This is a genomic window from Nocardia sp. NPDC047654 (assembly GCF_043205035.1).
Taxonomy (GTDB): Bacteria; Actinomycetota; Actinomycetes; order Mycobacteriales; family Mycobacteriaceae; genus Nocardia.
On the sequence record NZ_JBIDDF010000008.1, the window covers coordinates 1 to 26,863 of the forward strand.

At 67.5% G+C, this 26,863-nt stretch carries 23 protein-coding genes and 2 pseudogenes; 10 read left to right on the top strand and 15 right to left on the bottom strand.

Going from position 1 to position 26,863, the window contains the following annotated elements:
* The 5 genes from ACGF7Y_RS21045 to ACGF7Y_RS21065 all read left to right on the top strand — a co-directional run.
* The coding region (locus tag ACGF7Y_RS21045; RefSeq protein WP_393236182.1) for a cytochrome P450 at positions 1-779 on the top strand (779 nt) is incomplete at its 5' end.
* Positions 779-1,585, top strand: a complete 807-nt coding sequence (locus ACGF7Y_RS21050; protein WP_393236184.1) for an SDR family oxidoreductase — start codon at positions 779-781, stop codon at positions 1,583-1,585. The genes ACGF7Y_RS21045 and ACGF7Y_RS21050, both read left to right, overlap by 1 nt.
* Positions 1,586-1,594: 9 nt before the next feature.
* A complete protein-coding gene (locus ACGF7Y_RS21055) occupies positions 1,595-1,792 on the top strand; it encodes a ferredoxin (RefSeq protein WP_393236186.1) in 198 nt (65 codons plus the stop codon).
* Between the two features lie 139 nt (positions 1,793-1,931).
* On the top strand, positions 1,932-3,524 hold the full coding sequence (locus ACGF7Y_RS21060; protein WP_393236187.1) for a succinic semialdehyde dehydrogenase: 1,593 nt from the start codon (positions 1,932-1,934) through the stop codon (positions 3,522-3,524).
* Between the two features lie 105 nt (positions 3,525-3,629).
* Positions 3,630-4,115, top strand: coding sequence for a glutathione peroxidase (locus ACGF7Y_RS21065; RefSeq protein ID WP_393236188.1), 486 nt, complete (start codon positions 3,630-3,632; stop codon positions 4,113-4,115).
* Positions 4,116-4,258: 143 nt separating this feature from the next.
* Here ACGF7Y_RS21065 and ACGF7Y_RS21070 read toward each other — a convergent pair whose 3' ends face one another.
* The 3 genes from ACGF7Y_RS21070 to ACGF7Y_RS21080 form a co-directional block, all read right to left on the bottom strand.
* Positions 4,259-5,623 carry an NtaA/DmoA family FMN-dependent monooxygenase gene (locus ACGF7Y_RS21070; protein WP_393236190.1) on the bottom strand — a complete coding sequence of 455 codons (1,365 nt, stop codon included), beginning with the start codon at positions 5,621-5,623 and terminating at the stop codon, positions 4,259-4,261.
* A 19-nt stretch (positions 5,624-5,642) separates the two neighbouring features.
* Positions 5,643-6,689: an LLM class flavin-dependent oxidoreductase gene (locus tag ACGF7Y_RS21075; protein WP_393236191.1), complete on the bottom strand. Its 1,047-nt coding sequence runs from the start codon at positions 6,687-6,689 to the stop codon at positions 5,643-5,645.
* Between the two features lie 178 nt (positions 6,690-6,867).
* Entirely contained in the window at positions 6,868-8,319 is a 1,452-nt protein-coding gene (locus ACGF7Y_RS21080; RefSeq protein ID WP_393236193.1) for an MFS transporter, read from the bottom strand.
* A gap of 254 nt (positions 8,320-8,573) precedes the next feature.
* On the opposite strand from ACGF7Y_RS21080, the gene car reads away from it, so the two are divergent.
* A complete protein-coding gene (gene car, locus ACGF7Y_RS21085; protein WP_393236477.1) occupies positions 8,574-12,047 on the top strand; it encodes a carboxylic acid reductase in 3,474 nt (1,157 codons plus the stop codon).
* Positions 12,048-12,050: 3 nt separating this feature from the next.
* Here the strand turns inward: car and ACGF7Y_RS21090 are convergent, their stop codons facing one another.
* Both ACGF7Y_RS21090 and ACGF7Y_RS21095 read right to left on the bottom strand, forming a co-directional pair.
* Positions 12,051-13,715, bottom strand: coding sequence for a sulfatase-like hydrolase/transferase (locus ACGF7Y_RS21090; RefSeq protein WP_393236195.1), 1,665 nt, complete (start codon positions 13,713-13,715; stop codon positions 12,051-12,053).
* 222 nt (positions 13,716-13,937) lie between these two features.
* Complete coding sequence (locus ACGF7Y_RS21095; protein ID WP_393236197.1) at positions 13,938-14,624, bottom strand: TetR/AcrR family transcriptional regulator; 687 nt, start codon at positions 14,622-14,624, stop codon at positions 13,938-13,940.
* A 154-nt stretch (positions 14,625-14,778) separates the two neighbouring features.
* Here ACGF7Y_RS21095 and ACGF7Y_RS21100 point away from each other — a divergent pair, with 154 nt between their 5' ends.
* Positions 14,779-15,711 (top strand): NAD-dependent epimerase/dehydratase family protein, encoded by a 933-nt coding sequence (locus tag ACGF7Y_RS21100; RefSeq protein WP_393236199.1) that lies wholly within the window; start codon positions 14,779-14,781, stop codon positions 15,709-15,711.
* 219 nt (positions 15,712-15,930) lie between these two features.
* On the opposite strand, the pseudogene ACGF7Y_RS21105 reads toward ACGF7Y_RS21100, so the two are convergent.
* The 4 genes and pseudogenes from ACGF7Y_RS21105 to ACGF7Y_RS21120 all read right to left on the bottom strand — a co-directional run bounded on the left by ACGF7Y_RS21105 (position 15,931) and on the right by ACGF7Y_RS21120 (position 18,403).
* A pseudogene (locus ACGF7Y_RS21105) lies at positions 15,931-16,340 on the bottom strand (response regulator transcription factor).
* A gap of 100 nt (positions 16,341-16,440) precedes the next feature.
* On the bottom strand, positions 16,441-16,641 hold the full coding sequence (locus tag ACGF7Y_RS21110) for a hypothetical protein (RefSeq protein ID WP_393236201.1): 201 nt from the start codon (positions 16,639-16,641) through the stop codon (positions 16,441-16,443).
* A gap of 644 nt (positions 16,642-17,285) precedes the next feature.
* Positions 17,286-17,567, bottom strand: a complete 282-nt coding sequence (locus ACGF7Y_RS21115) for a hypothetical protein (RefSeq protein WP_393236203.1) — start codon at positions 17,565-17,567, stop codon at positions 17,286-17,288.
* Positions 17,568-17,728: 161 nt separating this feature from the next.
* Positions 17,729-18,403, bottom strand: a complete 675-nt coding sequence (locus ACGF7Y_RS21120) for a PAS and ANTAR domain-containing protein (RefSeq protein WP_393236478.1) — start codon at positions 18,401-18,403, stop codon at positions 17,729-17,731.
* 309 nt (positions 18,404-18,712) lie between these two features.
* On the opposite strand from ACGF7Y_RS21120, the gene ACGF7Y_RS21125 reads away from it, so the two are divergent.
* Positions 18,713-19,408 (top strand): type 1 glutamine amidotransferase domain-containing protein, encoded by a 696-nt coding sequence (locus ACGF7Y_RS21125; RefSeq protein WP_393236205.1) that lies wholly within the window; start codon positions 18,713-18,715, stop codon positions 19,406-19,408.
* Between the two features lie 93 nt (positions 19,409-19,501).
* Here ACGF7Y_RS21125 and ACGF7Y_RS21130 read toward each other — a convergent pair whose 3' ends face one another.
* Positions 19,502-20,545: a glycerophosphodiester phosphodiesterase family protein gene (locus ACGF7Y_RS21130; protein ID WP_393236207.1), complete on the bottom strand. Its 1,044-nt coding sequence runs from the start codon at positions 20,543-20,545 to the stop codon at positions 19,502-19,504.
* Between the two features lie 698 nt (positions 20,546-21,243).
* On the opposite strand from ACGF7Y_RS21130, the gene ACGF7Y_RS21135 reads away from it, so the two are divergent.
* Positions 21,244-21,975 (top strand): hypothetical protein, encoded by a 732-nt coding sequence (locus ACGF7Y_RS21135; RefSeq protein ID WP_393236209.1) that lies wholly within the window; start codon positions 21,244-21,246, stop codon positions 21,973-21,975.
* Positions 21,976-21,993: 18 nt separating this feature from the next.
* On the opposite strand, the gene ACGF7Y_RS21140 is transcribed toward ACGF7Y_RS21135, so the two are convergent.
* The 3 genes and pseudogenes from ACGF7Y_RS21140 to ACGF7Y_RS21150 all read right to left on the bottom strand — a co-directional run bounded on the left by ACGF7Y_RS21140 (position 21,994) and on the right by ACGF7Y_RS21150 (position 22,958).
* Complete coding sequence (locus tag ACGF7Y_RS21140) at positions 21,994-22,119, bottom strand: hypothetical protein (RefSeq protein WP_393236479.1); 126 nt, start codon at positions 22,117-22,119, stop codon at positions 21,994-21,996.
* A 102-nt stretch (positions 22,120-22,221) separates the two neighbouring features.
* Positions 22,222-22,420, bottom strand: a pseudogene (locus tag ACGF7Y_RS21145) (transposase); the annotation flags it as partial.
* 88 nt (positions 22,421-22,508) lie between these two features.
* Entirely contained in the window at positions 22,509-22,958 is a 450-nt protein-coding gene (locus ACGF7Y_RS21150; protein ID WP_393236210.1) for a hypothetical protein, read from the bottom strand.
* A 564-nt stretch (positions 22,959-23,522) separates the two neighbouring features.
* On the opposite strand from ACGF7Y_RS21150, the gene ACGF7Y_RS21155 reads away from it, so the two are divergent.
* A complete protein-coding gene (locus ACGF7Y_RS21155) occupies positions 23,523-24,437 on the top strand; it encodes an SDR family NAD(P)-dependent oxidoreductase (RefSeq protein WP_393236212.1) in 915 nt (304 codons plus the stop codon).
* 568 nt (positions 24,438-25,005) lie between these two features.
* Here ACGF7Y_RS21155 and ACGF7Y_RS21160 read toward each other — a convergent pair.
* Both ACGF7Y_RS21160 and ACGF7Y_RS21165 read right to left on the bottom strand, forming a co-directional pair.
* Positions 25,006-26,226 (bottom strand): PucR family transcriptional regulator, encoded by a 1,221-nt coding sequence (locus tag ACGF7Y_RS21160; RefSeq protein ID WP_393236480.1) that lies wholly within the window; start codon positions 26,224-26,226, stop codon positions 25,006-25,008.
* A gap of 291 nt (positions 26,227-26,517) precedes the next feature.
* Entirely contained in the window at positions 26,518-26,769 is a 252-nt protein-coding gene (locus ACGF7Y_RS21165) for a hypothetical protein (protein WP_393236213.1), read from the bottom strand.
* Between the last annotated feature and the right edge of the window lie 94 nt (positions 26,770-26,863).

Sequence of the window (26,863 nt, forward strand, 5' to 3'; positions counted from 1 at the left end):
TGCCGATGGATGTGATCTCCGAGCTGATGGGGGTTCCGGCGGGCGATCGGGTGGAGATCCGCCGGTTGGCGGATCTGGTGGTGCACCGGGAGGACAGTGTGCTGGATGTCCCGATGGCGGCGGCGGAAGCGTCGATGAAGTTGCTGGGTTATTACGCCGAGATGGTGGCCGAGCGTCGGCGTGCCCGGCGGGATGATCTGACCTCGGCGTTGCTGGATGCCGAGATCGACGGTGACACACTCGCCGATGAGGAGATCATCGGTTTCTTGTTCTTGATGGTGGTGGCAGGGAATGAGACCACCACGAAATTGCTGGGCAATGCCTTGTATTGGGGTGCGCGTAACCCGGGGGAGTACGCGAAGGTCGTCGCGGATCCCGACCTCGTGGGTGATTGGGTGGAGGAGACGCTGCGCTATGACACCTCCAGTCAGATGATCGCGCGTTCCGCGACGGAAGACCTCGCCTACCACGACGGGGTGATCCCGGCGGGAGCGAAGGTGCTGCTGCTGATCGGTTCGGCCAATCGTGATCCCGCGGTGTTCGACGACGGTGACAGTTTCCGTATCGATCGTGCCGACAAATCCGGGCTGGTGAGTTTCGGTGCGGGAGTGCACTTCTGCCTGGGTGCGCACCTGGCGCGGCTGGAAGCGACCGTCGCCCTGCACGAGTTCGGCTCCCGAGTGCGGTCCTACGACGTCATCGAATCCGGGATCGCACGTGTTCATTCGTCCAATGTGCGTGGGTTCGCCCACCTTCCCATCACCGTGGAGACCCGATAATGCCAAGATTCGCACCCCATCCCGAGCGCAGGCCCGCGCTCGTCTCCGGCGCCTCCTCCGGGATCGGCGCGGCCACCGCCGTGGCCTTGGCCGAGCTGGGTCACCCGGTCGCGCTCGGCGCCCGCCGCGCCGAGCAGTGCGCCGAACTGGCGGACAAGATCCGCGCCAACGGCGGTGAAGCCTTCGCCCACCGCCTCGATGTCACCGAGCCCGACTCGGTCGACGAGTTCGTGCGCGCTGCCGAAGAAGCGCTCGGCCCCACCGAGATCCTGGTGTCCAGCGCGGGCGACATCGAGTTCGGACAGGCATTCGCGATGGATCCGGAACGGTTCGTGCGCCAGGTGCAGGTGCATCTCGTCGGCGCGCAGCGCCTCGTGCACCGGGTGCTGCCCGGCATGCTGCGCAGGCAGCGCGGCGACGTGGTGCTGATCAGCTCGGACTGCGCATCCGAACCGCGTCCGCGCACCGGCGCCTACAGTGCCGCCAAGGCGGGTCTGGAAGCGATGGCCACGCAGATGCGCATGGAGCTCGAGGGCACCGGCATTCGCCTGTCGCAGGTCCGGCCCGGCCCGACCCTGACCGGTATGGGCATGGACTCCACGCCCGAGATCGTCGGCCCGGTGCTGGAGGACTGGAAGGCCTGGGGCTTCGCCAGGCACCCGTACATGCTGCGCGCCGGCGACCTGGCCGCCGCGGTGGTGGCGGTGGTGTCCACGCCGCGCGGCGCACACCTGGTGCTCGTCGAGGTGCAGCCCGAGGCGCCGGTGCGTCCGCTCGCGGACGACCCGGGATCGAACGAACAGTAAGGAGCGACGATGCGAGTGCTGGCCGATCTGGATCTGTGTCAGGGACATGCCGTGTGCCAGGACGAGGCACCCGAGGTGTTCCACGTCCCCAAGCGCGGCAAAGTGGAGATCCTCGATGCCGTCGCCGACCCGCGAGCACGGGCCGACGTGCAGCGCGCGGTCCGCTATTGCCCCACCCAGGCGTTGACGATCGCCGCGGACGAGTGAGCGGAATTCTTCGCGCGCGGCGGGTAGGCAGGGCGGGCGGGGACGAATACGATGAATCCGAAACCGGAACGTGTTCTAATTCAGGCGCACTGTCCGGCCCGGCACCTGCGGCGATGTCCGACGTCATGGAGATGATCCGATGAGCACAGCACACACCGACAAGGCGGCGGGCGCCCTGCCCGCCAGGATCACCGGGGAGCTGATCACCCGGCTGACCGGCCTGGTCGCCGCGGACGGTAGCGCGGCCCCGTTCGAGATGACCGAGGTCTACACCGGCGCGCCGGTCGGTGCGCTTCCGCAGTCGACCCCGCAGGACGTCCTGCGCGCGTGCGCCAAGGCCAGGACGGCGCAGACGGAATGGGCCGCGCAGCCACTGCGGGAACGACTGCGGGTATTCGAGCGGCTGCACGAGCTGATGCTCGGCGAAGTGGAGACCATCGCCGATCTCATCCAGATCGGATGCGGTAAGACCCGTCGCATGGCGGTCGAGGAATCCTGCGACGTGCCCATGGTGGTCAGCCACTATCTCAAGACCGCGCGCCGGGTGCTGCGGCCGAAGCGGCGCGGCGGCCCGATGCCCCTGCTGACCACCTCCACCGAGCAGCACCGTCCCAAAGGGCTCGTCGCGGTGATCGCGCCGTGGAACTTTCCCTTCGCCATCGCGCTGTCCGACGCCATGCCCGCGCTGATGGCAGGCAACGGCGTGGTGCTGAAGCCGGACAACAAGACCGCGCTGTGCGTGCTCTTCGGTGTCGAGCTGCTGCACCGGGCGGGGTTGCCCCGCGGTCTGGTGCAGGTGGTCTGTGGTGAAGGACCCGATATCGGGCCGACCCTGATCGACAACGTCGACTTCGTCATGTTCACCGGCTCGACCGCCACCGGCCGGATCGTCGGCGAGCAGGCCGGTCGCAACCTCATCGGGTGCAGCCTGGAGTTGGGCGGCAAGAATCCGATGATCGTGCTCGCCGACGCGAACCTGGACGAGGTCGTTCCCGGCGCGGTGTTCGCGGTGTTCGCCAACTCGGGGCAGGCGTGTATGCACATCGAGCGGATCTACGTGCACCGCTCCATCCATGACGAGTTCCTCCGCCGGTTGGTCGCCGCCGCGGCGGAATTGAACGGAAAGATCGGCGCGGCCTACGACTACACGCCGGAGTTCGGCTCCCTCGTCTCCCCGCAGCACCTGGAACGGGTCGCCGCCCACGTCGAGGACGCGCGATCGAAGGGGGCCACCGTGCACGTCGGCGGGCAGGCGCGGCCCGACGTCGGTCCGGCGTTCTACGAGGCTACCGTGCTGACCGGGGTGACCCCCGAGATGACCCACGCGACGCTGGAAACCTTCGGCCCGGTCGTCACCGTGTACCCGTTCGACGACGAGCAGGAGGCGGTGCGCCTGGCCAATGCCACCGACTACGGCTTGAACGCCAGCGTCTGGACCCGGGACTTCGCGCACGCCGAGCGGATCGCCGCCCGGTTGCAGGCGGGCAATATCAACATCAACGACGGTTTCGTCGCGACCTACGCCGCGAAAGGCACGCCATCGGGTGGCGTGAAGCAGTCCGGTGTCGGCACCCGGCACGGTGACCAGGGCCTGCTGAAGTACACCGACACGGTGAACGTCGGCGTGCTCAAGAAACAGGTGCTCGCCGCGCGGGCAGGTCAGCCCTACGACAAGCAGCTGAAGATGACCCTGACGTCGCTGCGGCTGATGCGCCGAACCAGGTTGCGCTGAGCGCGGTTCCCCTGCGGGAACCGCCGCGCCCGCAACGGTCACAGCCTCCGCCGATCCGGTAGCGTGGCCGTCGGGGTGGATCCACGGCATCGAGAACGGATACGCATGAGTCTTCGAGAAGTTCCGCTACGCACGCTGTCCGGCGAATCGACGACGCTGGCCGACCTGGTCGGCGACCGCGCTGTCCTGCTGGTCAACGTGGCCTCGAAATGCGGCCTGACGCCGCAGTATTCCGGTCTGGTCGAGCTGCACAAGTCCTTCGGTCCGCGCGGTCTCAGCGTGGTCGGCGTGCCGTGCAACCAGTTCATGGGCCAGGAGCCGGGCACCGCCGAGGAGATCCAGGAGTTCTGTTCCACCACCTACGGCGTCGATTTCCCCTTGCTGGAGAAGACCGACGTCAACGGTGACCAGCGCCACGCCCTCTACCAGCAGTTGGTGGAGACCCCCGATGCCGAAGGCAACGCGGGCGACATCCAGTGGAATTTCGAGAAGTTCCTGATCGACCGCGACGGCAAGGTCGCGGGCCGCTTCCGCCCGCGCACCACCCCCGAGGCGCCGGAACTGGTCGCGGCCATCGAAGCCGTGCTCTGAAGCAGTCGCGAGAATCGGAGCCGTCGTCCACCCGGGGACGGCGGCTCCGCTCGCTTCGGCCCGCAATTCATGAGCGGTCGGCCTCCCAAGCCCGGCACGCGTGGCGCATCCTCTCGGCGATGTGCCGCTCGACGACGTCGGCGTCAGGATCGCCGGGTGAGGGGCTCGCGTAAGCCGAGGTGGTCACGCAGGGTGGTGCCGGTGTACTCGGTGCGGTAGACGCCGCGATCCTGGAGTTCGGGGACGAGCCAGTTCACGATCTCGTCCAGGCCGGTGGGGACCAGGTAGGGGGAGATGTTGAAGCCGTCGGTGGCCCCGTGGCGGACCCAGCGGGCCAGTTCGTCGGCGACCTGGGCGGGGGTGCCTGCGAAGCCGGAGCGTTCGGTGGAGGCGATCACCACTTCCCGCAGGGAGAGGTTCTCCGCCTCGGCCCTGGCTCGCCATTCGCGGGCGATGGTGAGCGGGTCCTGTCCGGAGCGGGGGGCGCCGCGGGTTTCCGAGATCGGTCGTGGCTGGGGATCGTCCGCGGGCAGCGGGCCGTCCGGGTCGAGTCCGGACAGGTCGCGGCCCCAGATCTGACCGGCCAGTGACAAAGCGGTCTGGCCGGTGTACTGGCCGTTCTTCACCCAGCGCACCTTTTCCTCCACCTCGGACTCCTTCTCCGCGAGGATGATCTGCGTGCCGGGCAGAATTCGGATGTCGTCGTCCGGGCGGCCCGCCGCGCGCAGGCGTGCGCGGATGTCGGTGGCGAAGGCGAGTGCGTCGTCGAAATGCGTTCCGTGCCTGGAGAAGATGACATCGGCATGCGCGGCGGCGAAATCGCGACCGGCGGGTGAGTCGCCTGCCTGGAAGATCACCGGATGGCCTCCAGCGCTGCGCGGCAGCGTGGGGGTGATCGTCACGTCGAAGTGCGGGCCGGTGCGCACGACCGGATGGATGGCCTCGGCGCGCGCCCACGACGGGCTGTGCTGCGAGGTGGCGATCGCGCCGTCGTCCCAGGCGTCCCAGATCGCCCGTACCGTCGCGACGAACTCCGCGGCGCGCTCGTAACGCTGGGCGTGATCGAGGAATCCACCGCGCCGGAAGTTCGCGCCGGTCCACGCGTTGTCCGTGGTGACCGCGTTCCAGCCCGCGCGACCGCCGGACAGCAGATCCAGGCCGCTGAGTTTGCGAGCCAGGTCGGCGGGCTCGTTGTAGGTGGTGTTCTGGGTGGCCACCAGGCCGATGTGCCGGGTGATGCCCGCCAGTGCGGCGAGCTGGGTGATCGCGTCGGGGCGGCCCGCGATATCCAGTTCCAGGATCGAGCCGTCCTGTTCGCGCAGGCGCAGGCCCTCGCCGAGGAAGAAGGCGTCGAACAGGCCGCGCTCGGCGGTCTGCGCGACCCGGCGGAAGGTTTCGAAATCGATCTGCGAGCCGCTGGACGGGTCGGACCAGATCGTGGTGTGGTTCACGCCTTGGAAGAAGACGCCGAAGTGCACTTGTGCGTCGGGGCGCGGGAAGTCGGTCACGGAAACGATCTCCTGACGATCAGCGTGTGGTCGCGTAGCGGTTGGCGGGGCGGGTCAGGCCGAGGTTGGCGCGCAGCGTCGAACCGGGAACAGGGCGATGCGCGACCCCGGTGCGCAACAGGGCGGGCAGGACCTCGCGCGCGAGCACGGGCAGGTCCTCGTCGATCACCGCGAGGTGCAGCCGCACGCCGTCGAAGTGGTCGCTGAGATCGGTCAGCAGATCCGTCAATCCCCGGGCCGAACCGGAGAACCCGAGTCGGCCCGGCGAAGCGGAGGCTTCGCCGAATCGCTGCGCGGCAGGAACACCGGAGACATCCAGGGTGACCTCGACCTCGGCGAAGACCAGCGAATCCCCGGCCGAGCGCGCCGCGGCCGCTGACTCGGCGGCCGCCGCGACGGAATCGGCGGCGACGAACCGGACGTCGACCGGGCCTTCGGCGCCGAACACCACCGGCTGACCTTGTGGCGGGCGCGGCACGATGGCCGGGCCCTTCACCGAGAAGGTCTCGCCCTGGAAATCTATGTAGTGCAGCTTGTTCCGGTCCAGGAAACGCCCGCTGGTGTAGTCGCGGATCACCGCGTCGTCTTCCCAGGAATCCCACAGGCGACGGGCCACCTCGATCGAATCCCGTTGCTCGCGAGCCAGGTCGGCGTCCCCTGCTACCGGCCGGCGCCCCCAGGTGGCGGCGGCGCGCGGGTCGTCGACGCGCTCGGCGATCCATCCGGCCCGCCCGCGCGAGGCGTAATCCAGCGACGCCACCTGCGATGCCGTGTGAAACGGTTCGGCGTAGGTGGTGGCGACGGTGGGCACCAGGCCGATCGTGCTGGTCGTGGCCGCCACGAAAGACGCCCGGGTCACCGCGTCGATGCGACCGGGAATGTGGTGCTCCGGCAGGATCGAGTCGGCGAACGTGGCCAGTGTGAATCCGGCGTTCTCGACTGCGGCCACCCGCGCGCGCAGGGTGTCCGCGGTGAGCAGGCGGTCGGGTGTGTGCGTGGCTCGCCGCCATGCCTCGGGGCGGAACCCCTCTCCGTCGAGTTCTACGCCGAGCGCGAAAACGCCCATCCGACACCTTCTTTCGTCCCGCGAGCCACCGAGCCGCCGCCGGGAGCGGTGGCCCGAGCCGGGCACGATCCGGTTCGGGCCACCGACGGCGCACCCATTGGTGAGGATGCGCGGCGGCGGCGGCGATTCGCGATGGTTTGACTCGCGATGATTCGAAGGTCGTCGAACGGCGGGCCGGCTACCGCGCGGCGCGTGCCGCGAAAGCCGCCGCCACCAGGACCGTGCTGCCCTCGGCGATCGCGGTGCCGCCCAGCGCGTGCGCCGCGCTGGTCACCGTGCTGCCCGCGAGGCCGAGGAACAGCGAGCCGAAGGTGGCGATCCCGACCACGATGCCCAGTTGCACGTTGGTCACCAGGATGCCGCTCGCGTCCGCGGCCGAAGTCGTCGGGACCTTGGCCAGCGTGCGGGTCATGAGCGGACTGAACGCGATGCCGTTGCCCGCGCCGCACAAGCCGAGCAGTGTCAGCGCGAGCGGACCGACCTCGGCGCCGTCGCGCAGCAGCGCGCCGAGGGTCACCATGCTCGCCGCGCCGAGAACCAGCCCCAGCGGGATCATCGCCGGGTGGAAACGAGCCGGGATGCGCTCCCAGTTCAGGCTGGCGACGGCGAAGGTCACGCCGAGCGGGACGAACAGCAGGCCCGCGTGCAGGGCGCTGTAGCCGAGCGTGCTCTGCAAGTGGATCGCCATGACGAACATCCAGCCGCCGAAGGTCGCCATGATCACGAACAACGCGACCGCGGCGGAGACCAGGCCGGGCGCGGTGAGCACCGCCCGCGCGAACAGGGGTTCGCCGCCACGGGAGGCGACGATTCGCTCGATCACCACGAACAGCGCGAAGCCGATCGCGCTGGCGATCAACGCGATCCACGACCACATCGGCCAATCCAGCTCGCGCCCGAGCACCAGGGGCAACACCAGCAACAGCACCGAGGCGGTGAGCGTGGCCAGCCCGGGCAGGTCGAGCCGCCGCTCCAGGCGCCGGGCCGAGGGCGGCAGCATGCGCGGCGCCGCGACCAGCAGCGCGACGCCGATCGGCACGTTCACCAGGAACACTCCGCGCCAGCCGCTGCCGAACAGGTCCGCGTTGACGATCAGTCCGCCCAGCACCTGCCCGGCGACCATGCCGCCGGAGATGATGGCCGAGTAGACGCTCAGCGCCCGCGCGCGGGCATGACCGGTGAAGGTGCGCTGGATGAGCGTCATGATCTGCGGCACCATCGCGGCCGCGCCGACGCCCTGGGCGAATCGGAAGACGATCAGCGAGGTCTCGTTCCAGGCCAGTCCGCAAGCCAGCGAGGCGAGGGTGAACAGCGCCAGTCCGGCGACGAACGTGCGGCGCTGGGTGAACCGGTCGCCGAGCCGTGCGCCGGTGACCAGCAGGACGGCGTACGCGATGACGTAGCCGGCGACGATCAGCTGCAGGGCCGCGCCGCTGGTGTGCAGCGAACCCCGGATGGAGGGGATCGCGACGTTGACGATGGAGGAATCGAGCACCGCCATGAACTGGCCGGTGAGGATGACGGCCAGGACGGCGAGCGAGTGCCGCGCTCCCAGCGCGGCGGGTGAGGCGGCCGGAGCGGCGGCGGGCGTCGTTGCCGCCGCCGGACCCGGCGATATGGTCTGTGTCATGCTCCGAGCATGCGGTGCGGCGTGCACCGGTAACAGGAGCCCGTTGACACTGGTACCGGCAGCACCAGGCTGAGCGTGTGCCGCAAGGGAATACCGGACCATTTTGGGACATATCCGGCACTGTGTCCGGTGTCACAGACGCTTACCTCCGCTATCGCCCGCCCGAAGTACTTAGGCGAGCTAACGTGTTTGGTGAACGCGCGTTCCGGACGAAGGAGGTCGTCGTGGCACTCGAAACACGCGGGGAGCGGCTCATGCGCCGCATCACCCGGCTGTACGCCGAAAACGACGACATTCGCGACGCCACCCCGCGTGCGGAGGTCGCCGAGAAGCTTCGCGAGCCCGGCGCGGGGCTCGCCCAGATCGTCGAGACGGTCATGGTCGGCTACGCCGACCGGCCCGCCCTCGGCACGCGCGCGACCGAACTCCGCACCGGAGAGACCGGCCGCACGACGCTGAGCCTGCTGCCGGAGTTCGACACGATCACCTACGGCGAGCTGTGGGAGCGCGTGCGCGCCGTGGCCGCCGCATGGCACGGTGATGCGCGCGAGCCGCTCCGAGCGGGCGATTTCGTCGGCATTCTCGGCTTCACCAGCAGCGACTACACCACTCTCGACCTGGCCTGCATCCACTTGGGGCTGGTCGCGGTTCCGCTGCAATCCAGTGCGCCGGTCGCCCAGCTGTCGGCGATCGTCGGGGAGACCGCGCCGCGGGTGCTCGCCGCGACGCCGAAGCTGCTCGACGCCGCGGTGACGTGTGCGCTGTCGCAGGCCGGGCCGCAACGGCTGATCGTCTTCGACTACCACCCGGGTGACGACGACCAGCGCTCGGCGTTCGAAGCGGCCCGCGCCCGCCTGGCCGAGGCGGGCAGCTCCGTGCTCGTGGAACCGCTCGAGGAGGTGCTCGCGCGAGGTAGGTCGCTGCCGCCCGCGCCGCTGTTCGTCGCCGAGCCGGGTGCGGACCCGCTGGCGCTGCTGATCTACACCTCGGGCAGCACCGGGACCCCCAAGGGGGCGATGTACTCCCAGCGGCTGGTCGCCAGGGGATGGGTGAACCGGCGCGATGTCGCCGCGATCAACCTCAACTACATGCCGATGAGCCACGTGGCCGGTCGCGGGTCGCTGACCGGCGTACTGGCCCGCGGCGGCACCGCCTATTTCACCGCCGAGAGCGATATGTCCACGCTCTTCGACGACATCGCGCTGGCGCGGCCCACCGAGCTGTTCTTCGTTCCACGGGTGTGCGACATGATCTTCCAGCGCTTCCGGGGCGAGGTGGATCGGCGCGACGGGCCGGGCGTCGACCGGGTCGCGCTGGAAGCGCAGGTGAAAACCGAACTGCGCGAGCGCTTCCTCGGTGGACGCATGGTCATGGCGATCTGCGGAAGCGCGCCGGTGTCGGCGGAGATGAAATCGTTCGTCGAGTCGGTGCTCGAGCTGGAACTGCACGACGGGTACGGGTCCACCGAGGCGGGCGGCGTCGTCGTCATCGACGAACGGGTGCAGCGGCCGCCGGTGCTCGATTACAAGCTCGCCGACGTCCCCGAGCTGGGCTACTTCCGGACCGACAAACCGCATCCGCGTGGTGAGCTGCTGCTGAAGAGCACCACCCTGATCTCCGGCTACTACGAGCGGCCGGAGCTCACCGCCGAGATCTTCGACGACGAGGGCTTCTACAAGACCGGCGACATCGTCGCCGAACTCGCCCCGGATCGCCTGGTCTACGTCGATCGGCGCAACAACGTGCTGAAGCTTTCCCAGGGTGAATTCGTCGCGGTCTCGCACCTGGAGGCGATCTATGCGACCAGTCCGCTGATCCAGCAGATCTTCGTGTACGGCAGCAGCGAACGTGCGTATCTCCTGGCCGTGATCGTGCCCACCGTGGACGTGCTCGGTTGGGGCGACCTCGAGAAGATGAAGACGGCGCTGAGCGAATCGCTGCGACAACTCGCCAAGGACGCCGAACTGCAATCCTATGAGATCCCGCGCGATTTCCTGATCGAGCCCGAGCCGTTCACCACCGCCAACGGTTTGCTGTCGGGCATCGGAAAGTTGCTTCGCCCCAAGCTGAAAGAGCGGTACGAGCCGCGCTTGCGGCAGCTGTACGCCGACCTGGACGCCGGGCAGGCGAACGAACTGCTCGATCTGCGCCGCACCGCGGTCGATCTGCCCGTGCTCCAAACGGTGAGCCGCGCGGCGAAGGCCGTGCTGGGCTGCGCGGACGCCGATCTGCGTCCCGACGCGCACTTCACCGATCTCGGCGGTGATTCGCTGTCGGCGCTGTCGCTGTCGAACCTGCTGCACGAGATCTTCGATGTCGAGGTGCCGGTGTCGGTGGTGATCAGCCCGGCCAACAATCTGCGCGAGGTGGCGGACTACATCGCGGCCGTGCGTGTCTCGGGCGGACGAGGCGCCACGTACACCACGGTGCACGGTGCCGGGCCGCAGGTGCGTGCCGCCGATCTGACGCTCGACAAGTTCCTCGACGCCCGCACGCTCGCCGCGGCGCCGTCGCTGCCGCGCCCCACGGAGACCGCGCGGACGGTGCTGCTCACCGGCGCGAACGGCTATCTCGGGCGTTTCCTGTGCCTGGAGTGGCTGCGGCGGATGCACGACACCGCGGGCACACTCGTCTGCCTGGTCCGTGGCTCCGACGCCGCCGCGGCGCGCCAACGCCTCGACAGCGCTTTCGACACCGGAGATCCCACGCTGGTCCGGGAATTCCGCGAGCTGGCCGCCGCGCACCTCGAGGTGATCCCCGGCGATATCGGGGAGCCGAACCTCGGCCTGGACGATCGGACGTGGGATCGGCTGGCCGACCGCGTCGACCTGATCGTGCATCCCGCCGCGCTGGTCAATCACGTGCTGCCGTACCGGCAACTGTTCGGCCCGAACGTGGTCGGCACCGCGGAGTTGATCCGCCTCGCCCTCACCACGCGGCTCAAGCCGTTCACCTATCTGTCCACGGTCGCCGTGGCCGCGCAGATCGATCCGGCCGTCTTCGCCGAGGACGGGGACATTCGCGAGATCAGCCCGGTCCGCGCGGTGGACGACAGCTACGCCAACGGCTATGGCAACAGCAAGTGGGCGGGTGAGGTGCTGCTGCGGGAGGCCAACGACCTGTGCGGACTGCCGGTGGCGGTGTTCCGGTCGGACATGATCCTCGCCGACCGGCGCTACGCCGGCCAGCTCAATGTGCCGGATATCTTCACCCGGCTGCTGCTGAGCCTGATCGTCACGGGGATCGCGCCGTTCTCCTTCTACCGCACCGACGCCGACGGCAACCGCTCGCGCGCCCACTACGACGGCCTGCCCGCCGATTTCACCGCGGACGCGATCACCGCCCTCGGCGCGACGGCCGGCACCGGCTTCCAGAGTTTCGATGTGCTCAACCCGCACGACGACGGCCGCTCGCTCGACGAGTTCGTCGATTGGCTGATCGCCGCGGGCCACCGGATCGAGCGGATCGCCGACTACCAGGAGTGGTTCACCCGGTTCGAGACCGCCCTGCGCGCGCTCCCGGAATGGCAGCGCCAGGCCTCCGTGCTGCCCCTGCTGCACGCGTATCGGCGACCGGCCCCGGCCGTTCGCGGCTCGGCACTTCCCGCGGAGAGATTCCGCTCCGCCGTCCGAGCGGCGAAAATCGGCGCCGAGCACGATATTCCGCAGATATCCCGGGAGCTCATCGAGAAATACGCGACGGACCTGCAATTACGGGGTCTGCTGTAGGAGTCAGGACGGTTTCGGCACGGCATCCAGCAGGGCGTTGCCGATTCGTTCGGCTTGGACCAAGATGTTCGTCTGCGCCGAGATGTAGTCGCCGATACCTTCGTCCTGGGCGGCCCGCAGATACGGCGGCAGCGGTTGCTGGATCTCGGTGCGGATGACGTTGTCGAGCAGCGGTTCCATGTCGCCGCGCAGCGGATTCCCGGTCGCCGCCTGGTTGTCGAGTTCGAGCCGGCCGCCGTCGGTGCTGTAGTCGTAGAGTTCGAACTCCTGCTCGCGCGTCGGATCGATCTGGATCCGGCCGTGCACCCATTGGGAATAGGACGCGAACTTCGCCTCGGCGGTGCGCACCATCGCGACGTGGCCGGGGGCGTCCTGGTTGAACAGGATCGCGGCTTCCTCGATCGACGCCTCGTCGGTCGTGTGTGCGACCCACGGGCGGCCCGCCGCGCCCGCGTCGCGGCAGAGCGCGGCGATGTCGAAGCGTCCGCTGAGATGTTCGTAGCGTCCGTCACCGCGCCATTCGTTGCCGCCGGTGCCGATGGTGAGCAGTAGTGGAGTGAAGTCGACGCTGGAGGTGAGCTGGTCCCTGGTGGTCGTGCCGTCCACCGGGCTCAGGTATCCGCGCGGGTCGTGTACGTAGAGCGGCACCCGCAGCGCCTCGTCGTAGGCGGCGCCGCCTTTGCCGTGCAGGCCGTGGGAACCGGCGTAATCGCCGTGGTCGGAGGTGAAGACGACGACGGTGTTGGCGGCGACATCGGGACGGGAGTGCAAGGTGTCGAGCACGCGGCCGATCTGGATGTCGACCTGCTGCTGCGCCCACAGATACAGGTTGCGCATCTCGATCCAGGCCTGCATGGCTTCCGGTGTCCCGTAGGGCGCCACCCCGAACGCCACCGCCGAGACCTCGACCAGCGCCATCTGCAGGCGGGGCTTGCGCGAAAGCTGTTCGAGGGATTCGAAGTTGGGCGGCAGTTCGTTCATCCACCGCGGGATGTCGGCGTTGAATTGGTCGCGCCGGGTCCAGCGCGGCCACCACTGGATGTCGTGCGGGTTGACCAGCGACACCGTCGTACACCATGGCGCGGCGCCGGAATCGTTGTGGAACCAGTCGGCGAACTGGTCGACGATCTTCGGGTCCGCTTGCAGCCCTTGCCCCGGCGCGCCGTTCGGGGAGGGATAGGTGCCGCCGTGGAAACCGTAGGCTTCCAGCGCGCCCGGCGTGCGATCCGGGTAGCTGCCGAGATGCCACTTGCCCCAGTACGTGGTGTCGTAGCCGTGGTCGCGCAGCATCGATCCCCACGTCGGGAACAGGGGCGACAAGGTCGACTCCGACACGACCATGACCCCGGTCTGCTGCGCGTAGAGGCCGGTCAGCAGGCAGCCGCGAGCGGGCGTGCAGTCGTTGGCCGCCGTGTAGTGATTCTCGAACGACACACTGCCCCGGCGGATCCGGGCGATGTTCGGCAGGACGGTGTCCAACGTCTGCTGATCGGGAAACCACACGGGCGTCCGCATCTCATCCACGATGATCACCAGGATGTTCGGCTTGTCCGGATCGGTGTCGGCACGCGCTCTGCCCGGAGCGGCTCCGGTCGAGACGGCGGCCGCGGCCGTCGCCGAGGTGGCCGCACTGGAGAGAAAACCCCTGCGGGTGAACGAGCTCGGCAATGTTCCTCCACGAATGAGTGATTTTCGTCGGGCGAATGGAACGCGGAGAATCTCGGTGCTGTCACCGTAGCGCTGCCCGGATCGCGGTAGCCGCACTCCGGTGCGGACACGCCGCCAGGTGATCGCCGCAGGTGAGCCGGTCGGGGCATGCGGAGCCGGTTTCGTTTGGGGCCGGGACGCTTGCGACGGTGCGGAGTACGTCGTGAGAGCCTGAATCCGGGGTTACGGCAGGCCGACCAGATCGGCCATCACGTTCATGTGGTGGGCGAAGTAGTCGGCGCGGGCATCGATGATGCCGTTGAGCCGCCCGAAGACCTCGAAGTTGAGCAGGCCGAACAGCTGGGTCCACGCCGCGAAGACCCGGTCGAGCACGTCCTCGGGCAAGTCGGAGGACTGCTGCTCGATCAGCCGGCGCAGGTCGGCGTGCACGGGTGCGGGCAGCGCGGACGAAAGCGGCGGCGGCGTCAGCTTTTCCGCACCCGCCTGCGCGATGGCGACAAGCCGGAAGACCACGGCCGCGGCGGGGGCCACGGTGTCGTCCGGAGCGTCGTATCCGGGCACCGGAGTGCCGTAGAGCAGGCCGTATTCGGCCGGATGAGCCTGCGCCCAGCCCCGCACGGACGAGCACACCGCCATCCACCGGCCGCGCAGATCGGCGGCAGGCAGCCTCGTGTCCGCGACTTCGGCTTCGGCGGCGAGCGCTTGGTAGGCCTCCATGATCAACGCGGTCAGCAGGTCGTCGCGGCTCGGGAAATACCGATAGAGCGCCGAGGCGACGATCCCCATGTCCCGGGCGACCCCGCGCAGGGACAAGTTCGCGCCGTCCACCGCCAACCGTTTGCGCGCGGCCGCCTTGATCTCCTCGATCATCTCGGAGCGGACGCGGGCGCGCAGTGACTGGGCGGACATTCCTCCCAGTGTAGGGAACAAAGGACGGAGGGGAGAACATCCGCACGGATTGTGAACAGTGTTCTTGACTCGGATAGGCGTTCTGACTTAGGCTCTAGCTGTCAATGAGAGAGCAGTGTTCTCTATAAAGAGCGTCAGACAGGTTGGTAATGCCATGTCCCTGCACGTCGTCATCGGAGCCGGTCCGGTCGGAACGGCCACGGCCCAGTTGCTCGCCGCACGCGGCAGCCGGGTGCGTGTGATCACCCGGCGCGGTAGCGGTCCGGACCACCCGCTGATCGAGCGCGTCGCCGCCGACGCCACCGATTCCGAGGCATTGATCCCGCACTGCGAGGGCGCGGAGGTCGTCTTCCAGTGCGCTCAGCCGCCGTATCATCGCTGGGCGACCGACTTTCCGCCGCTGGCCGCCGCCGCGTTGCGGGCGGCGGAAGCGACCGGCGCCGCGCTGCTCAGCGTCGGGAACCTGTACGGCTACGGGCAGGTCGACGGCCCGATCAGCGAGCGGCACGAACTACGCCCCAACAGCGTGAAGGGGCGGGTTCGGGCGGAAATATGGGCCGAGGCGCTGGCCGCGCACGACGCGGGCCGCGTCCGCGCCGCCGAGGTGCGCGGATCGGACTACCTCGGCGCGGGAGCGAAATCGGCGTTCACCATGGTGGCGCTGCCCGCCGTGCTCTCGGGGCGCCGCGCGCAGTTCCCCGCCGATCCGGACGCCGCGCACAGCTGGACCGACGTGGGTGACACCGCTCGCACGCTGGTCGCGGTCGCCGCCGACGAAAGTGCGTGGGGCCGAGCATGGCACACGCCGACCGCGCCGCCCATGTCCATCCGTGAACTGGCCGGACTGGCCGCGACGGTGGCGGACGCGCCGCCCGCGCGCGTGAGCCGGATGCCCGCCGCGATGCTGTGGGCCGCAGGGCTGTTCGATCCCAACGCCCGCGAGCTGCGCTACCAGTTCGATCGCCCGTTCGTCATCGATTCCTCCGCCGCGACCGCGGCCTTCGGCATCGAACCGACACCGACCGCGGAGTCCCTGCGCGCGACGATCGCCGCGCTTCGCGCGGAAGAATCGGCGAGCATAGGCTGAGCAACGCGGTCCGTAGCGACGTCGTCTCGCGCATGCGAGACCCTGGATGTCGGCGCTACGACGAAAGGCGTCCCTGCGACGACAATCGGTCGGGTAGATAACGACAGGATCCGGCATGGATCGGCGGCAAGTTACGCCCTGGCCAGGCGGTTTGTGCCTCGCGGAGATCGGTGGCAGGGCCGGTAAGACGGCGTCGAGAACGCTTCCACTGCCCCGGCGTTACGGACTCGAGGAACGCCGGGGCCGGACCAGGCCGATGTCATAGGCGAGCACCACCGCCTGCACTCGATCCCGCAGGCCGAGCTTGCGCAGGATCGCCGAGACATGGGTCTTCACCGTGCCTTCGGTGACAACCAGTTTCGCCGCTATCTCGGCGTTGGAGGCCGCTTGCGCTATGAGGGTGAGGACCTCGACCTCGCGAGGCGTTGCGTCGCCTGCACACCGTCGACGCGCGGCATCCGCAGATCCATCAGCACGACGTCGGGCAGTGTCTGCGCGGCCAGATGTACCGCTTCCTCCCCATCCCGGGCCTCGCCGACGACCCGGATGTCCTCGCGTGCTTGCAGAATCATCCGGAGCCCGGTGCGGACCAGAGCCTGATCATCGGCGACCAGTACGGTGACGGTCATCCCCGCCGCCGTCCGGTCTGCCGGGTGCCCGCCTGTCGCGGCGGCCGATTCATGGCGAGCATCCAATCCTCCGAGTGTGCTGATCCGGCCTGCGGGCGCGTCAGTCCTTCACCGGATCGGCTCCCACGTGCTTGGTCACCGAATCACCGGCTTGCACTGTTCTCCACAGTTTCCGGTCGACCCGGACCTTCACGGTACTGCCGTCCGATAGCCGGACGGTCAAGCGCCGGTACAGGTTCGCCCCGTCGAACAACCCGCGCGACTTCTCGACAACCGTCCCCCGCCATTCCTGCTGTTGCATCGGTCGACTCCTTGTTTCGCTGAGCATTCACGCCACGGGATCCCGTATGACGTGATTCCAGTGTTTCCTGTGGCCGCCGCGGGAACATCCCCTTGCAGGGGTGTATTGGCCTCTGTCGAAAGTCGGAGACCACCGTCGAAAGGACTACCGGTCAGCGGGTGATGGCGTCGGCCGCGACGTGATCGGTGCAACGCCGAGCGCGGATCTCGCCTCGGGTGCCATGCGGTCCGATCCGAAACCTGCTCATCTCGGCTACGACTGGACCGGAAGCCATGCCGCGACGCGGAAGCCGCCAGCAGTGGAAGGGCCTGCCTCGAATCGTCCGCCCAGCTCGGCGGCGCGTCGGCGCATACCGTCGAGTCCCCGACCGCTGCCGTGCTCGAGCCGGCTACCGCCGCCACGTCACAGACGCTACCGGGCCCGGCGCCTCGACCGCCCACGACGAGGACCGAGAAGTCTGTCGCCCGGAACCGGGAAAACCGGTAGTACGTGAGCATCTGGATCTCGCCGGGGCGGGCGGTCCTGAACGACCATGCCGGACATCGCATCCAGCACCCTCGCCGACAGGGAGCCGATTGTGCGCCGACCTGCCAGGCCCGCGGTGCTGATCAGCGACCCAGGCCTGGCACAGGGGGTGTCGACCGTTATGCGGGCAGGTGGCCGTAGCCGAAGATGTTGATGAAGTAGTTGCCCGGGATCAGTTGGTTCATCACGTGCCACTGTCCCGCGGGGTCACGCTGGTAGTAGGTCACCGGCAGCGAACCGACGTCATAGCAGACGATGTCGGCAGTGCCGAACGGGCTCCAATAGGTGCTCGTACCCGGGCGGCCGGGTTCGAGCGGGGTTGTGAACAGGTGACCGCACGGGGTGACGCTCGGTTCGTAGATCGAGGGCGCGGCCGCGGCGGTCGGCGCGAGGCCGGCCATGCAGATACCGCCCCATCCCACACAAACCGCTGCGGTCAACACACGAGGGACAAAACGTCCCATATCGGTTCTCCTCAACTATTCCGATCACTGACAGTGCGTACACGATAGTGGTCGGAAGCGAGGGCCGTAGCGTCGTGGGCGAGGCGGCGGAATCGTTGCTAGTCCGCAACGGGTTCCGGGGGCGCCACCCGCTGGTGGATGGTCAGCAGCAGATGGTCGAAGCGGGTGCGTTGCTGAACCAGCGCACCGCCCATCGCGACGACGTCGGTGACGAGCTGCTCGGCCAGCGTGCGGATCTTGACATTGGTCTCCTGCGAGCGCCACCGCAGCACCCGGAACGCCTGATCGGCGTTGACGCCGTAGACGAACATCAGGACGCCCTTGGCCTGTTCGATCACCGCGCGCGCGTCGATCACGTCGGGCAGCAGGTCGTCGAGGGCTTCCTGGAGGTTGCCCTCGAGTGTCTGGGTGACGTCGATGAAGTAACCGGCGGAGCCGACCACAGTGCCTTGCTCGTCGAACAGCTGGTCGCCGATGACGATCACGTCGTGCGTCTCGCCCTCGGTGTCGATGATCCGGTGGCGGGTGCAGAACGGAGTCGCGGTCTCGATGGCGTCGGCGAGGGCCTCGGCGACCCGCTGGCGGTCGTCGGGGTGCTGGTGGGTCTGCAAGAGTTCGGTGGACGGCTCGACCTCGCCCGGGGCGTACCCGAAGATCCCTGCGGCTTCCTCGGACCATTCCCACCGCTGGTCTGCGAACCAGAATCGAAAGCTGCCGATATCGGGGCAACCGCCGAGCATCCTGCGTGCAGTCTCCCGCTCGCGTTGTCCCATCTCAGTCACCGGTCCAGTATGGCCCGAATACAACCCCAGGTCAGGCGGGGGGTGTGGCGTTGTGTGGCACGCACCTCCCGGATCGGGGCCGCCGCATCGCCGCATCGCCGCGTCGGCGCGAAAAGTGAAACAGGAATGGCCGCGAACCCGGTCTTTTGGTATCCCGAAGATCGGGAAGGCTAGCGTGGACAGTGTCGTCGCTGACGATCCCGGCGTGCGGGGTCGGCGTCCGGCAGCACTCGGACCAGCGTGACAGGACTCGATGACCGAACCCGGCCGACCGGGTTCCGGACGAGGAGACAACAGACCATGCCGAAAATCCTTTTCGTGATGACCGGAGCCGATCACTGGACTCTGGCCGACGGGACCCAGCACCCGACCGGCTTCTGGGCCGAGGAATTCGTGGTGCCCTTCGAGAAACTGAAAGCGGCGGGTTACGAGATCGTGGTGGCCACCCCGGGTGGCGTCGTACCGACCGTGGACAAGAGCAGCCTCGCGCCCGAGGCCAACGGCGGTCAGGAGAACGCCGACCATCGAGCGCACGTGATCGGCACGAGCACCGAACTGAACAACCCCGTGGACTTGGCGGGGGTGGACCTCGCCGACTACGCGGCGGTGTTCTACCCCGGCGGGCACGGGCCGATGGAAGACCTCGCCGTCGACGCCGACTCCGGTCGGTTGCTCGCCGACATTCTGGCATCCGGCAAGCCGCTGGCGGTGGTGTGTCATGCGCCCGCGGCGCTACTCGCCGCGAAGGGAGCAGACGGAGCGAACATCTTCGCGGGCTACGCCCTGACCGGCTTCACCAACGCCGAAGAGACCCAGGCGGGCTTCGCGGACAAGGCCGAATGGTTGTTGCAGGACCGGCTCGTCGCGATCGGAGCCGACTTCCGCGAGGGCGATCCGTGGGCCCCGAAGGTCGTCGTGGACCGCACTCTGATCACCGGCCAGAATCCGGCATCCTCCGCAGGCGTGGCCGACGAGCTGCTGAAAACGCTTTCTTGACCACCGGTACCTGTCGGTCCGGCCGCTGAGCGGGCGCGGCGTGCGAATGCGACGGCACCGACGCAGCGCCCCGCGGTCCGGTCGACGGACCTGTCAGGGGCGGTGACCGGCCGGTGGCAGGCGATACCCGCGGTCGGAAAGCAACGCGCGCAGCACGTCCGGTCGGTTGGTGATCAGGCCGTCCACGCCGAGGTCGAGCAGGGCGTTCATGGTGGGCCGGTCATCGACCGTCCAAGGCACCACCCGCATGCCGCGGCGGTGAGCGGCGCGGACGAGGTCCACCGTGGTGAAAGGCTGGTAGTCCGGAGCGGTGACGGTGGCGTTCTGCGGAGTGCCGTGCACCGGCGAGACCGCGGCGGCGCCGATGGCGGCCGCCGCCGCGACGTACTTTTCCTGCAACGATCCCGGGAAGTCGTCGATATCCATGCCGCCCAGCCAGGGGGAGCCGCCGGGTTCGCCCGCACGCAACTTCGGCTGACCATCGGTCAAGACGATGATCGGCAGGTCGGGCGCCACCTCCCGCAGCCGTACGAGGGTGCCGAAGTCGAAACTCTGGATGGTGACCTGCCGCCCGATTCCCGCCCGGCGGATTTCCGCCACCACGACGTCCACGAACTGGTCACGCGGCGCGGTCTGCTCGGGGGCGGCTGCCTCGACCTTGGTCTCGATGTTCAGCTTCACCTGATCGGCGCGATACGCGCGCACCAGGTCGAAAACCTCCGCAAGCAACGGTATTCGCGCTCCCGGCGCTCTCCGCTGCTCGGGTTGCTCGGCGGACGGCACCGAGCCGCAGTCGATCGTCCGGACCTGAGCCAGGGTCAGATCCCGGATGTAGGTGGTTCCCGGGACATAGGGGAACTTCGGGTCGCCAGGAACGGCGGGTGTGGTGTCCACGCACTTCGCCGGATTCGGATCCCGATCGTGCGTGACCACCGCATAGCCGTCCGCGGTGATCTGCACGTCCAACTCCAGCGTGCTCACCCCGAGCTCCAACGCGTTCGCGAACGCGGGCAACGTATTCTCCGCCACCAGCCCCAACCCGCCCCGATGGGCTTGCAGGTCGAACGCGGCCGGACCATCGGCCGCTCCCGGGGCCACGTCGACCGTCAGGACACCGGCCGCCAGAACCCCTGCCACGCATATCCGCCACACCGGCCCATCCTCTCGCTGGACGGTCACACGCGGGTGAAGAAGCGGCGAGCGGCGTAAGTTCACCGCCGCCGCGGTCGGGACACAGATGTAGTTTCGGGCCTTGGAGAAATGGCGGAAAAATCGCCACCGGCCGACATTCTCTGTTCGGCTACGCCATAATGATGGCCGTTCAAGATCTCGCCATGTGTCGAGGGCTCGGTAGCAGCTCTTCTGCGGGGGAAGGCCGGGGGTACGTGAATCGCTATCGGATATTTCTCAGCTATCGCAGGGATGGCACACACCACTTCGTCGGCCGGCTCCGAGCTACCTTCGAAAAGGAGCTTCCGGACGTTAGAACACCCATTCCGCAGCGAATTCGCCACAAAAGTGGGTTCATAGCACGTTACCCTACCGTGTCGGTCTCGCCGGGCTTGCGCCAACCGTTGGACGACAGTGGGTGTCGCGTGCCGATGGGAAGCAGTGGATGGGCCTCGCCGGTCAAGGCGACGAGCGCCTCGACGACGTCGAGCAGGCTGGCTTTGGTGTAGGTGAGGGTGGTAGGACCCGACCCGGGCCTGACTTGGTGGCCGGCGTACGCGCTGGAGACCGCCATTCCGAACTCGCGCTCGACGAAGGTCAGCGTCGTGTGGCGTACCCAATGTGCGGAAACCCCAACCGACGATGCCCAAGGAAGGAATTTCCTGATGCGCTCGAAGAGGTTGTCTATGCGCGCTACGCCGACCGGTCTTCCGTCCCGGTACCGAAGGACATGCGGGGTCGCTCAGAAGATCATGCGGCTGCGCGACCAGCCGCGAGTCATCTTCTGCGATTGGCATGGCGTGCTGTGCCGAAAGCCGTTCTGGCACAGCATCACCGACAACCCCGGTCACTCCTCACACACGATCCTCACTCGCGAGCTGGATCGACTGTTCACACCCGGCAACCGCGAGGGCCGCGACTTGTGCGGGACACGGACCTCCCGCGATATCCTCACCCACCTCGCCACCCAGCACCGTGACCTGGACGTCGACCTCCTGCTGACCCAGCTCGTAGACGACAGCGCCGCAATGCCCGTCGACCAGCCGCTCATCAACGCCCTGCATCGAGCGCGGTCCCACACGACTGTCGTCCTGGCCACCGACAACATCGACCAGTTCTCCAGCACATTCCGCACCGCCGCCGCGCGAACCGATCACCGACCGGCGACACCAGCCAGAATGCAGACCATCGCCGCGAAATTCGATGACATACTCAGCTCCAGCGAAATCGGAGTACTGAAGGTCGAAGACCCCGAATACTTCTTCGGGCCTCGGCTGAAGAGGACCGGACTGGCCTGGTCGGATGCGCTCCTCATCGACGACCGGCCAGCCAATTGCCGCGCGTTCGAGGAGATGGGCGGCACGGCCCTCGAGTGGGTGACGCACTCTGCCGAGTGAATGGTCGGAAACGAAACCCTAGCTCGGCAGCACAGTGACCGGGGCGGTGACTGTGCGGGGCGGTTTGTCCGGCCGCACACCTGGCCAGCTCGGGTGACGCAACCCATCGGCCGTGACCTCGCGAAATTCGACCAAGCCGACGATCTGCGGCTCGACCCCCGATGAAGTCGACGGTTCATTTCAGCGTTCGGTGACGCCTTTGCTTGCGATCATCGGGACACCGAAGTCAGCGGAAACCTCGGTGATTCGTTCGAGGTCCTGCAACCGTTTGGCGTCATCAGCCTTCAACCCACCAAACTGGTTGCGCCACCGGTAGTACGTGGCCTCGGTGATCTGCAGAACCCGGCACACATCGGCGACGTCCTTACCCTTCTCCGAGCAGCCGATCCGCCTCGGTCAACTTCCGCACCACCTGCTCAGGGGTGTGCCGTTTCCTGGTGCTCATCGCTATCGAGCCTTCCTGCCCACAACGTGGGCCGCAAGACTCTCACACACGACGGACCGAACCAGCGGGGGACTGTCGGGTAAGTCGTTCAGACGCCGTTGTCGCGGGTTTCGACAGCCTTGACGGTCTTGTCGAGGGCCTGTCGCAGGACGCGTTTGCCGACGGTCCCGACCACGACTTCGAGGACCCGGCCCTTGAGGTTCTTGCCCTCGCGCACGATGACGACATCCAGATCGGTCTTCCCGTCGGGCCGGCGCTGGAAGGTGTAGGTGTGACCTGAGTGGCCGCCCCATACGTTCGAGTCGGTGGTCGTCATGACTACACGTTCGGGGTTCGACCAGTCGTAGTGCAGGCGTTCCCAGATGCCGTGTGAGCCTTCCGTGACGTCGGCTTCACGGCTGCCGCGGTTGTGCACCTCGAGGTATTCGTCGGCGCTGTTGCCGAACACCTGGGAGCGGCCGGGCCCGAAATCGGTGAGCGCTGCCACGAACTGCTCCGGTGTCGAGTTCGTCGTTTCCTTGAAGTGGATGGTGGACATTGCCTGGTCCTTCGCATTCGGAGATTTGCTTCAGTGGTTGACGGGCACGCTTCGGGGCGTTGCATCCGCAGCGAACGAGCCCTGGGCGGCTCGCAGGTCCGTGTCGCTCCGCTCCGCTTCGACAACACCGGTTCACCACCACGAAGTGAGAGCGATCCGAGCGAGGCCCCTCATCGAGGTGTGTTCGCATCCACGAGTGCGCTGGCACCAGTCCACAGCAGCGTCGGCCCTGGACACTGCGAACCTTCTGATCGCCCTCAACCTGCGTCTATTGATGAAGCATGAGCTGCGGACGCATGTCGGCGCAAGAGCGCAATCGTGATCTTGTCCACCTGCGTAGACGCAAAAATGTTACGGATTTCTTGCCAGGGCGGCCGAGATCGGCATGGGCGAGGCCTGAACCCTGACTTGGCTGCGCCGCGCGGGCCGACTGCCGTCCTCTTGGGCGTGGGGAATTGCCACCTCTTGTGCAACCGCACCGGGCGCGCGACGGTGTGAGTGTGCGTTCCACGCCGCCGGGCTCGTCGGCGGACCCGACGGACCGACCGACCCTTGGGAGGAAAGATGGCGAACAGGTGGGCCGAGCAAGACATACCAGCCCAGAAGGGACGACTCGCAGTCGTCACCGGCGCCAACAGCGGACTCGGGTTCGAGACGGCCCGAGCGCTCGCGGCGCACGGCGCGTCGGTCGTCCTGGCGGTGCGCGATATGGACAAAGGCAAGCATGCCGCGGACCGTATTGCCAGTGCGGTCCCTGGCGCGGACACCACCATCCAACCGCTGGACCTGACCTCGCTGGTATCCGTACGCGCTGCTGCCGAACAGCTGAAATCCGCTCACGCCACGATCGACCTCTTGATCAACAACGCCGGAGTGATGTACCCGCCGAGACAAACCACCAGCGACGGGTTCGAGCTGCAATTCGGGACGAATCATCTGGGACACTTCGCGCTCACCGGCTTGTTGCTCGACAGAATGCTGCCGGTGCCGGGCTCGCGGGTGGTCACGGTCAGCAGTGTCGGACATCGAATCCGGGCGCGGATCGACTTCGACGATCTCCAAGCAGAACGCTCCTATAACCGAGTGGCGGCCTACGGCCAGTCCAAGCTGGCGAATCTGATGTTCACCTACGAACTTCAACGCCGCCTGACCGGCAACGGCAAAACAATCGCGGTCGCAGCACACCCCGGTGCCGCGAACACCGACCTGATGCGCAACATGCCCACCGCGCTGCGTGCGCTCGTGCCTGTCATCGCGCCCATCGTCACGCAGACCCCAGCGATGGGCGCCTTGCCGGTCCTGCGCGCAGCCACCGATCCCGGCGTGCTCGGCGGTCAGTACTACGGACCGGGTGGATTCCTGGAGACCCGCGGTTACCCGAAGCTCGTCGAATCCAGCGCCCAATCACATGACACGGCGATTCAGCAACGCTTGTGGCAGGTTTCGGAGGAGTTGACCGGCGTCACATTCCCTGTCTGATCGCTGCGTTGCGGCACGAACCTCGGACGCATTTCGGCGCTCGGGCGAGCGCATTCCGCGACGCAACTCGCTGTGGAGTCCTGCTGGTCGGTGTCGCTGCGAAGTACTCGGGTGTGCTGCCTGCGGGCCAATCGGAGACCCCACACGCTCAGCGAACCGGCGAGACTCATGTAGATGAGGTATGCGGGGACGACCAGCCAGCCGTAGTCGCGTAACCAACTCCTGGCCGGTAGTAGCGCGGCGAACCCGGCGCCGAGCAGTATGACGCCCAGAACCAGTGCGGGCGCTCCGAGGGGGAGGATATCGTCGGACGCGTGCTCGACATTCGGTGAGGGAGAATTCTCAGAGCTGTTCATTGCCGGGGCGGTATAGGGGGCGGCCGGTGTATCCGATCGTGGCGATGGTGATTCCGCCGGAATGAAAACAACCAATTAATTCTCCTGGATGAGGCCACGGCCCTGCTGTGCGGTTGGCTCGGGATCGACGCCAGAACAGTAGATCGGCGCGGAGATCACGCCCTCGTTTCAAGAGGACGAAGTCTTACGGCACGTTTGTCATCGGCGAAGCGCTACGCCGGGTCCCGGCGCAACGCGGCGCTTCCGTACCACTGGCACACCAATAACGCCATCTCGACTTCGAGCCGGTCGTCGTCTACCGGTCGGCCCCGCCGGGCGACCGCTCGCGCTATCCGGTACTTCACGGAATTGGAGTGCAGGTGCATTTCCGCGGCCGCGGCCTTGTAGCTCGATCCGGTGCGCAGGAACACCCGCAGGGTCTCGCGGAGCCGCTCGTCGTTGTCGTTGTCCGAAGCCAGATCGCCGAGTACCTCGCTCACCCAGTCCCGCGCTTCGGCCATGTCGCCACCCAGCAGCGCCGCGGCCGACAGTCCCGGATCAGTCGCGGCGAAGACCATCGGATCGTCCGCGCCGCGGGTGAGCGCGACCGCGCGGGCGGCCTGAGCGTGCCGATGTGACCGCCGGAAGCCCTCGACACCGGCGCCGGGTGTGCCGATCGCGAAGCAGGGAGTGTCGGCCCGGTCGCGTGCGAACCTGCGTACGGCGCCGACCGGGTCGGCGGGAACCGACCGGTAGGGCAGCCAGGCCCATGCGCTGACCCGGTCGACGGCGGCGAACAGCGGGCGCGCCGACGTCTCCGCCGCTTCGGCCAGTTCCCGCACGAACCGCTGTATCCGGGGGAGCTCGTCACCTTCGGTGCTCAGCTCCGAATACCACAGCACCAACGCGAGGTGATGCCAGCGCAGCGGGTAGCGGATCGAATCGGTCGCCGCGTCGACGTCGACGGCGCTCGTCTCGGTGAGCACTTCGCGGACCTGGAGTGTGCGGATACTGTTTTGATTCTCCAACCACTGTTCCCGCTCGCCCTGGTAGGCGGCGACGACCTGCCGAGTGATCGAGTCGATGTAGTTGAACAGCGTCGTAGTGATGGTCTCCAGGACGTCGACACGCTGCTGCGCGGTGATGTCGGCGGCGCGTACTTCCGCAAACACCAGTTCGCTCATCCGTCGCTGCCCCACCCAGTAGGCGCGGATCAGCGCATTGAGCGAAACTCCGTGCTGGGCGAGACGTTTGGCGTATTCGATCGCCGCCGTCGGCGCCTGTACGCGCGCGACCGGAATATCGTGGCGTAGCCCCTGCAACAGTGTCTCGACATTCGCTTCCACGCTGGCCCCGAGCAGTCCCAGGGAATGCGTGTCCTCGCGCAGTTCGGCTATTTCTTCCTCGAGTTTGCGCTGGATGATCGCGCCGATTTCCGTCACCCGCTCGTTCATCCGGGCGGCGATCGCTCCGACGTAGTCGCCGAGTTCGACTTCGCTATCGCGACGAAATGTCGTCACACGATCATTGTAGGTACCTCGCAGCGACGGCACGGGAATACTGCGGCGACAGTTGGCCTGGAGCGACAACCGTGGTGTAGAAGCGCTACATACCCACTGCGCTGCGGGCCCTTGCTGCTGGCTTCGCAACCGTGCCTCTGTGCTGATCGGTACCACCAGGTGTGGGATCCGGCCACCGGGAAGCAGGTCGGCGACCCACTCACCGGCGGACAGCACCACGATCAGCTACCGGGAGCGGCCCATCGCCTCGGTGACCCTGCCCCACAGATCAGGGCTGGCAGTCAAGTCCGTGGCGTCACGAAACACCCGCAAAGCGTGCAACCGGCCCATGCGCCGCCCGATGCGGTGCAGACCCTTCTGGATCCCGGCCGCGACTGGCCGATCCGGGTGGGTGTAGGAGATGAAGGCGTCGTACTCGAACGACTTCCCTGGTCCCGGGTCCGTTCCCTGAGGGGTATCCGCGATATGAGCACACATACACCCGCCTCCAGACAGTGTCGAGTCTCGAATCTGGACTGACCGAGCCTGATGCAAGCAGTGGATACCCCCGCAGGCCGCCAACAGACAGCGA

Bases quoted from the DNA above. Each gene is read 5' to 3' on its own strand.
- ACGF7Y_RS21115 (WP_393236203.1), bottom strand. From the start codon at position 17,567: ATGGCCGGCCTCGCGCCGACCGCCGCGGCCGCGCCCTCGATCTACGAA.
- ACGF7Y_RS21125 (WP_393236205.1), top strand. From the start codon at position 18,713: ATGCCGAAAATCCTTTTCGTGATGACCGGAGCCGATCACTGGACTCTG.
- ACGF7Y_RS21060 (WP_393236187.1), top strand. From the start codon at position 1,932: ATGAGCACAGCACACACCGACAAGGCGGCGGGCGCCCTGCCCGCCAGG.
- ACGF7Y_RS21080 (WP_393236193.1), bottom strand. From the start codon at position 8,319: ATGACACAGACCATATCGCCGGGTCCGGCGGCGGCAACGACGCCCGCC.
- ACGF7Y_RS21075 (WP_393236191.1), bottom strand. From the start codon at position 6,689: ATGGGCGTTTTCGCGCTCGGCGTAGAACTCGACGGAGAGGGGTTCCGC.
- ACGF7Y_RS21120 (WP_393236478.1), bottom strand. From the start codon at position 18,403: ATGGGACAACGCGAGCGGGAGACTGCACGCAGGATGCTCGGCGGTTGC.
- ACGF7Y_RS21165 (WP_393236213.1), bottom strand. From the start codon at position 26,769: ATGTGTGCTCATATCGCGGATACCCCTCAGGGAACGGACCCGGGACCA.
- ACGF7Y_RS21065 (WP_393236188.1), top strand. From the start codon at position 3,630: ATGAGTCTTCGAGAAGTTCCGCTACGCACGCTGTCCGGCGAATCGACG.
- car (WP_393236477.1), top strand. From the start codon at position 8,574: ATGCGCCGCATCACCCGGCTGTACGCCGAAAACGACGACATTCGCGAC.
- ACGF7Y_RS21160 (WP_393236480.1), bottom strand. From the start codon at position 26,226: ATGAACGAGCGGGTGACGGAAATCGGCGCGATCATCCAGCGCAAACTC.
- ACGF7Y_RS21110 (WP_393236201.1), bottom strand. From the start codon at position 16,641: ATGCAACAGCAGGAATGGCGGGGGACGGTTGTCGAGAAGTCGCGCGGG.
- ACGF7Y_RS21155 (WP_393236212.1), top strand. From the start codon at position 23,523: ATGGCGAACAGGTGGGCCGAGCAAGACATACCAGCCCAGAAGGGACGA.
- ACGF7Y_RS21100 (WP_393236199.1), top strand. From the start codon at position 14,779: ATGTCCCTGCACGTCGTCATCGGAGCCGGTCCGGTCGGAACGGCCACG.
- ACGF7Y_RS21050 (WP_393236184.1), top strand. From the start codon at position 779: ATGCCAAGATTCGCACCCCATCCCGAGCGCAGGCCCGCGCTCGTCTCC.
- ACGF7Y_RS21095 (WP_393236197.1), bottom strand. From the start codon at position 14,624: ATGTCCGCCCAGTCACTGCGCGCCCGCGTCCGCTCCGAGATGATCGAG.
- ACGF7Y_RS21135 (WP_393236209.1), top strand. From the start codon at position 21,244: ATGCGCTCGAAGAGGTTGTCTATGCGCGCTACGCCGACCGGTCTTCCG.
- ACGF7Y_RS21150 (WP_393236210.1), bottom strand. From the start codon at position 22,958: ATGTCCACCATCCACTTCAAGGAAACGACGAACTCGACACCGGAGCAG.
- ACGF7Y_RS21055 (WP_393236186.1), top strand. From the start codon at position 1,595: ATGCGAGTGCTGGCCGATCTGGATCTGTGTCAGGGACATGCCGTGTGC.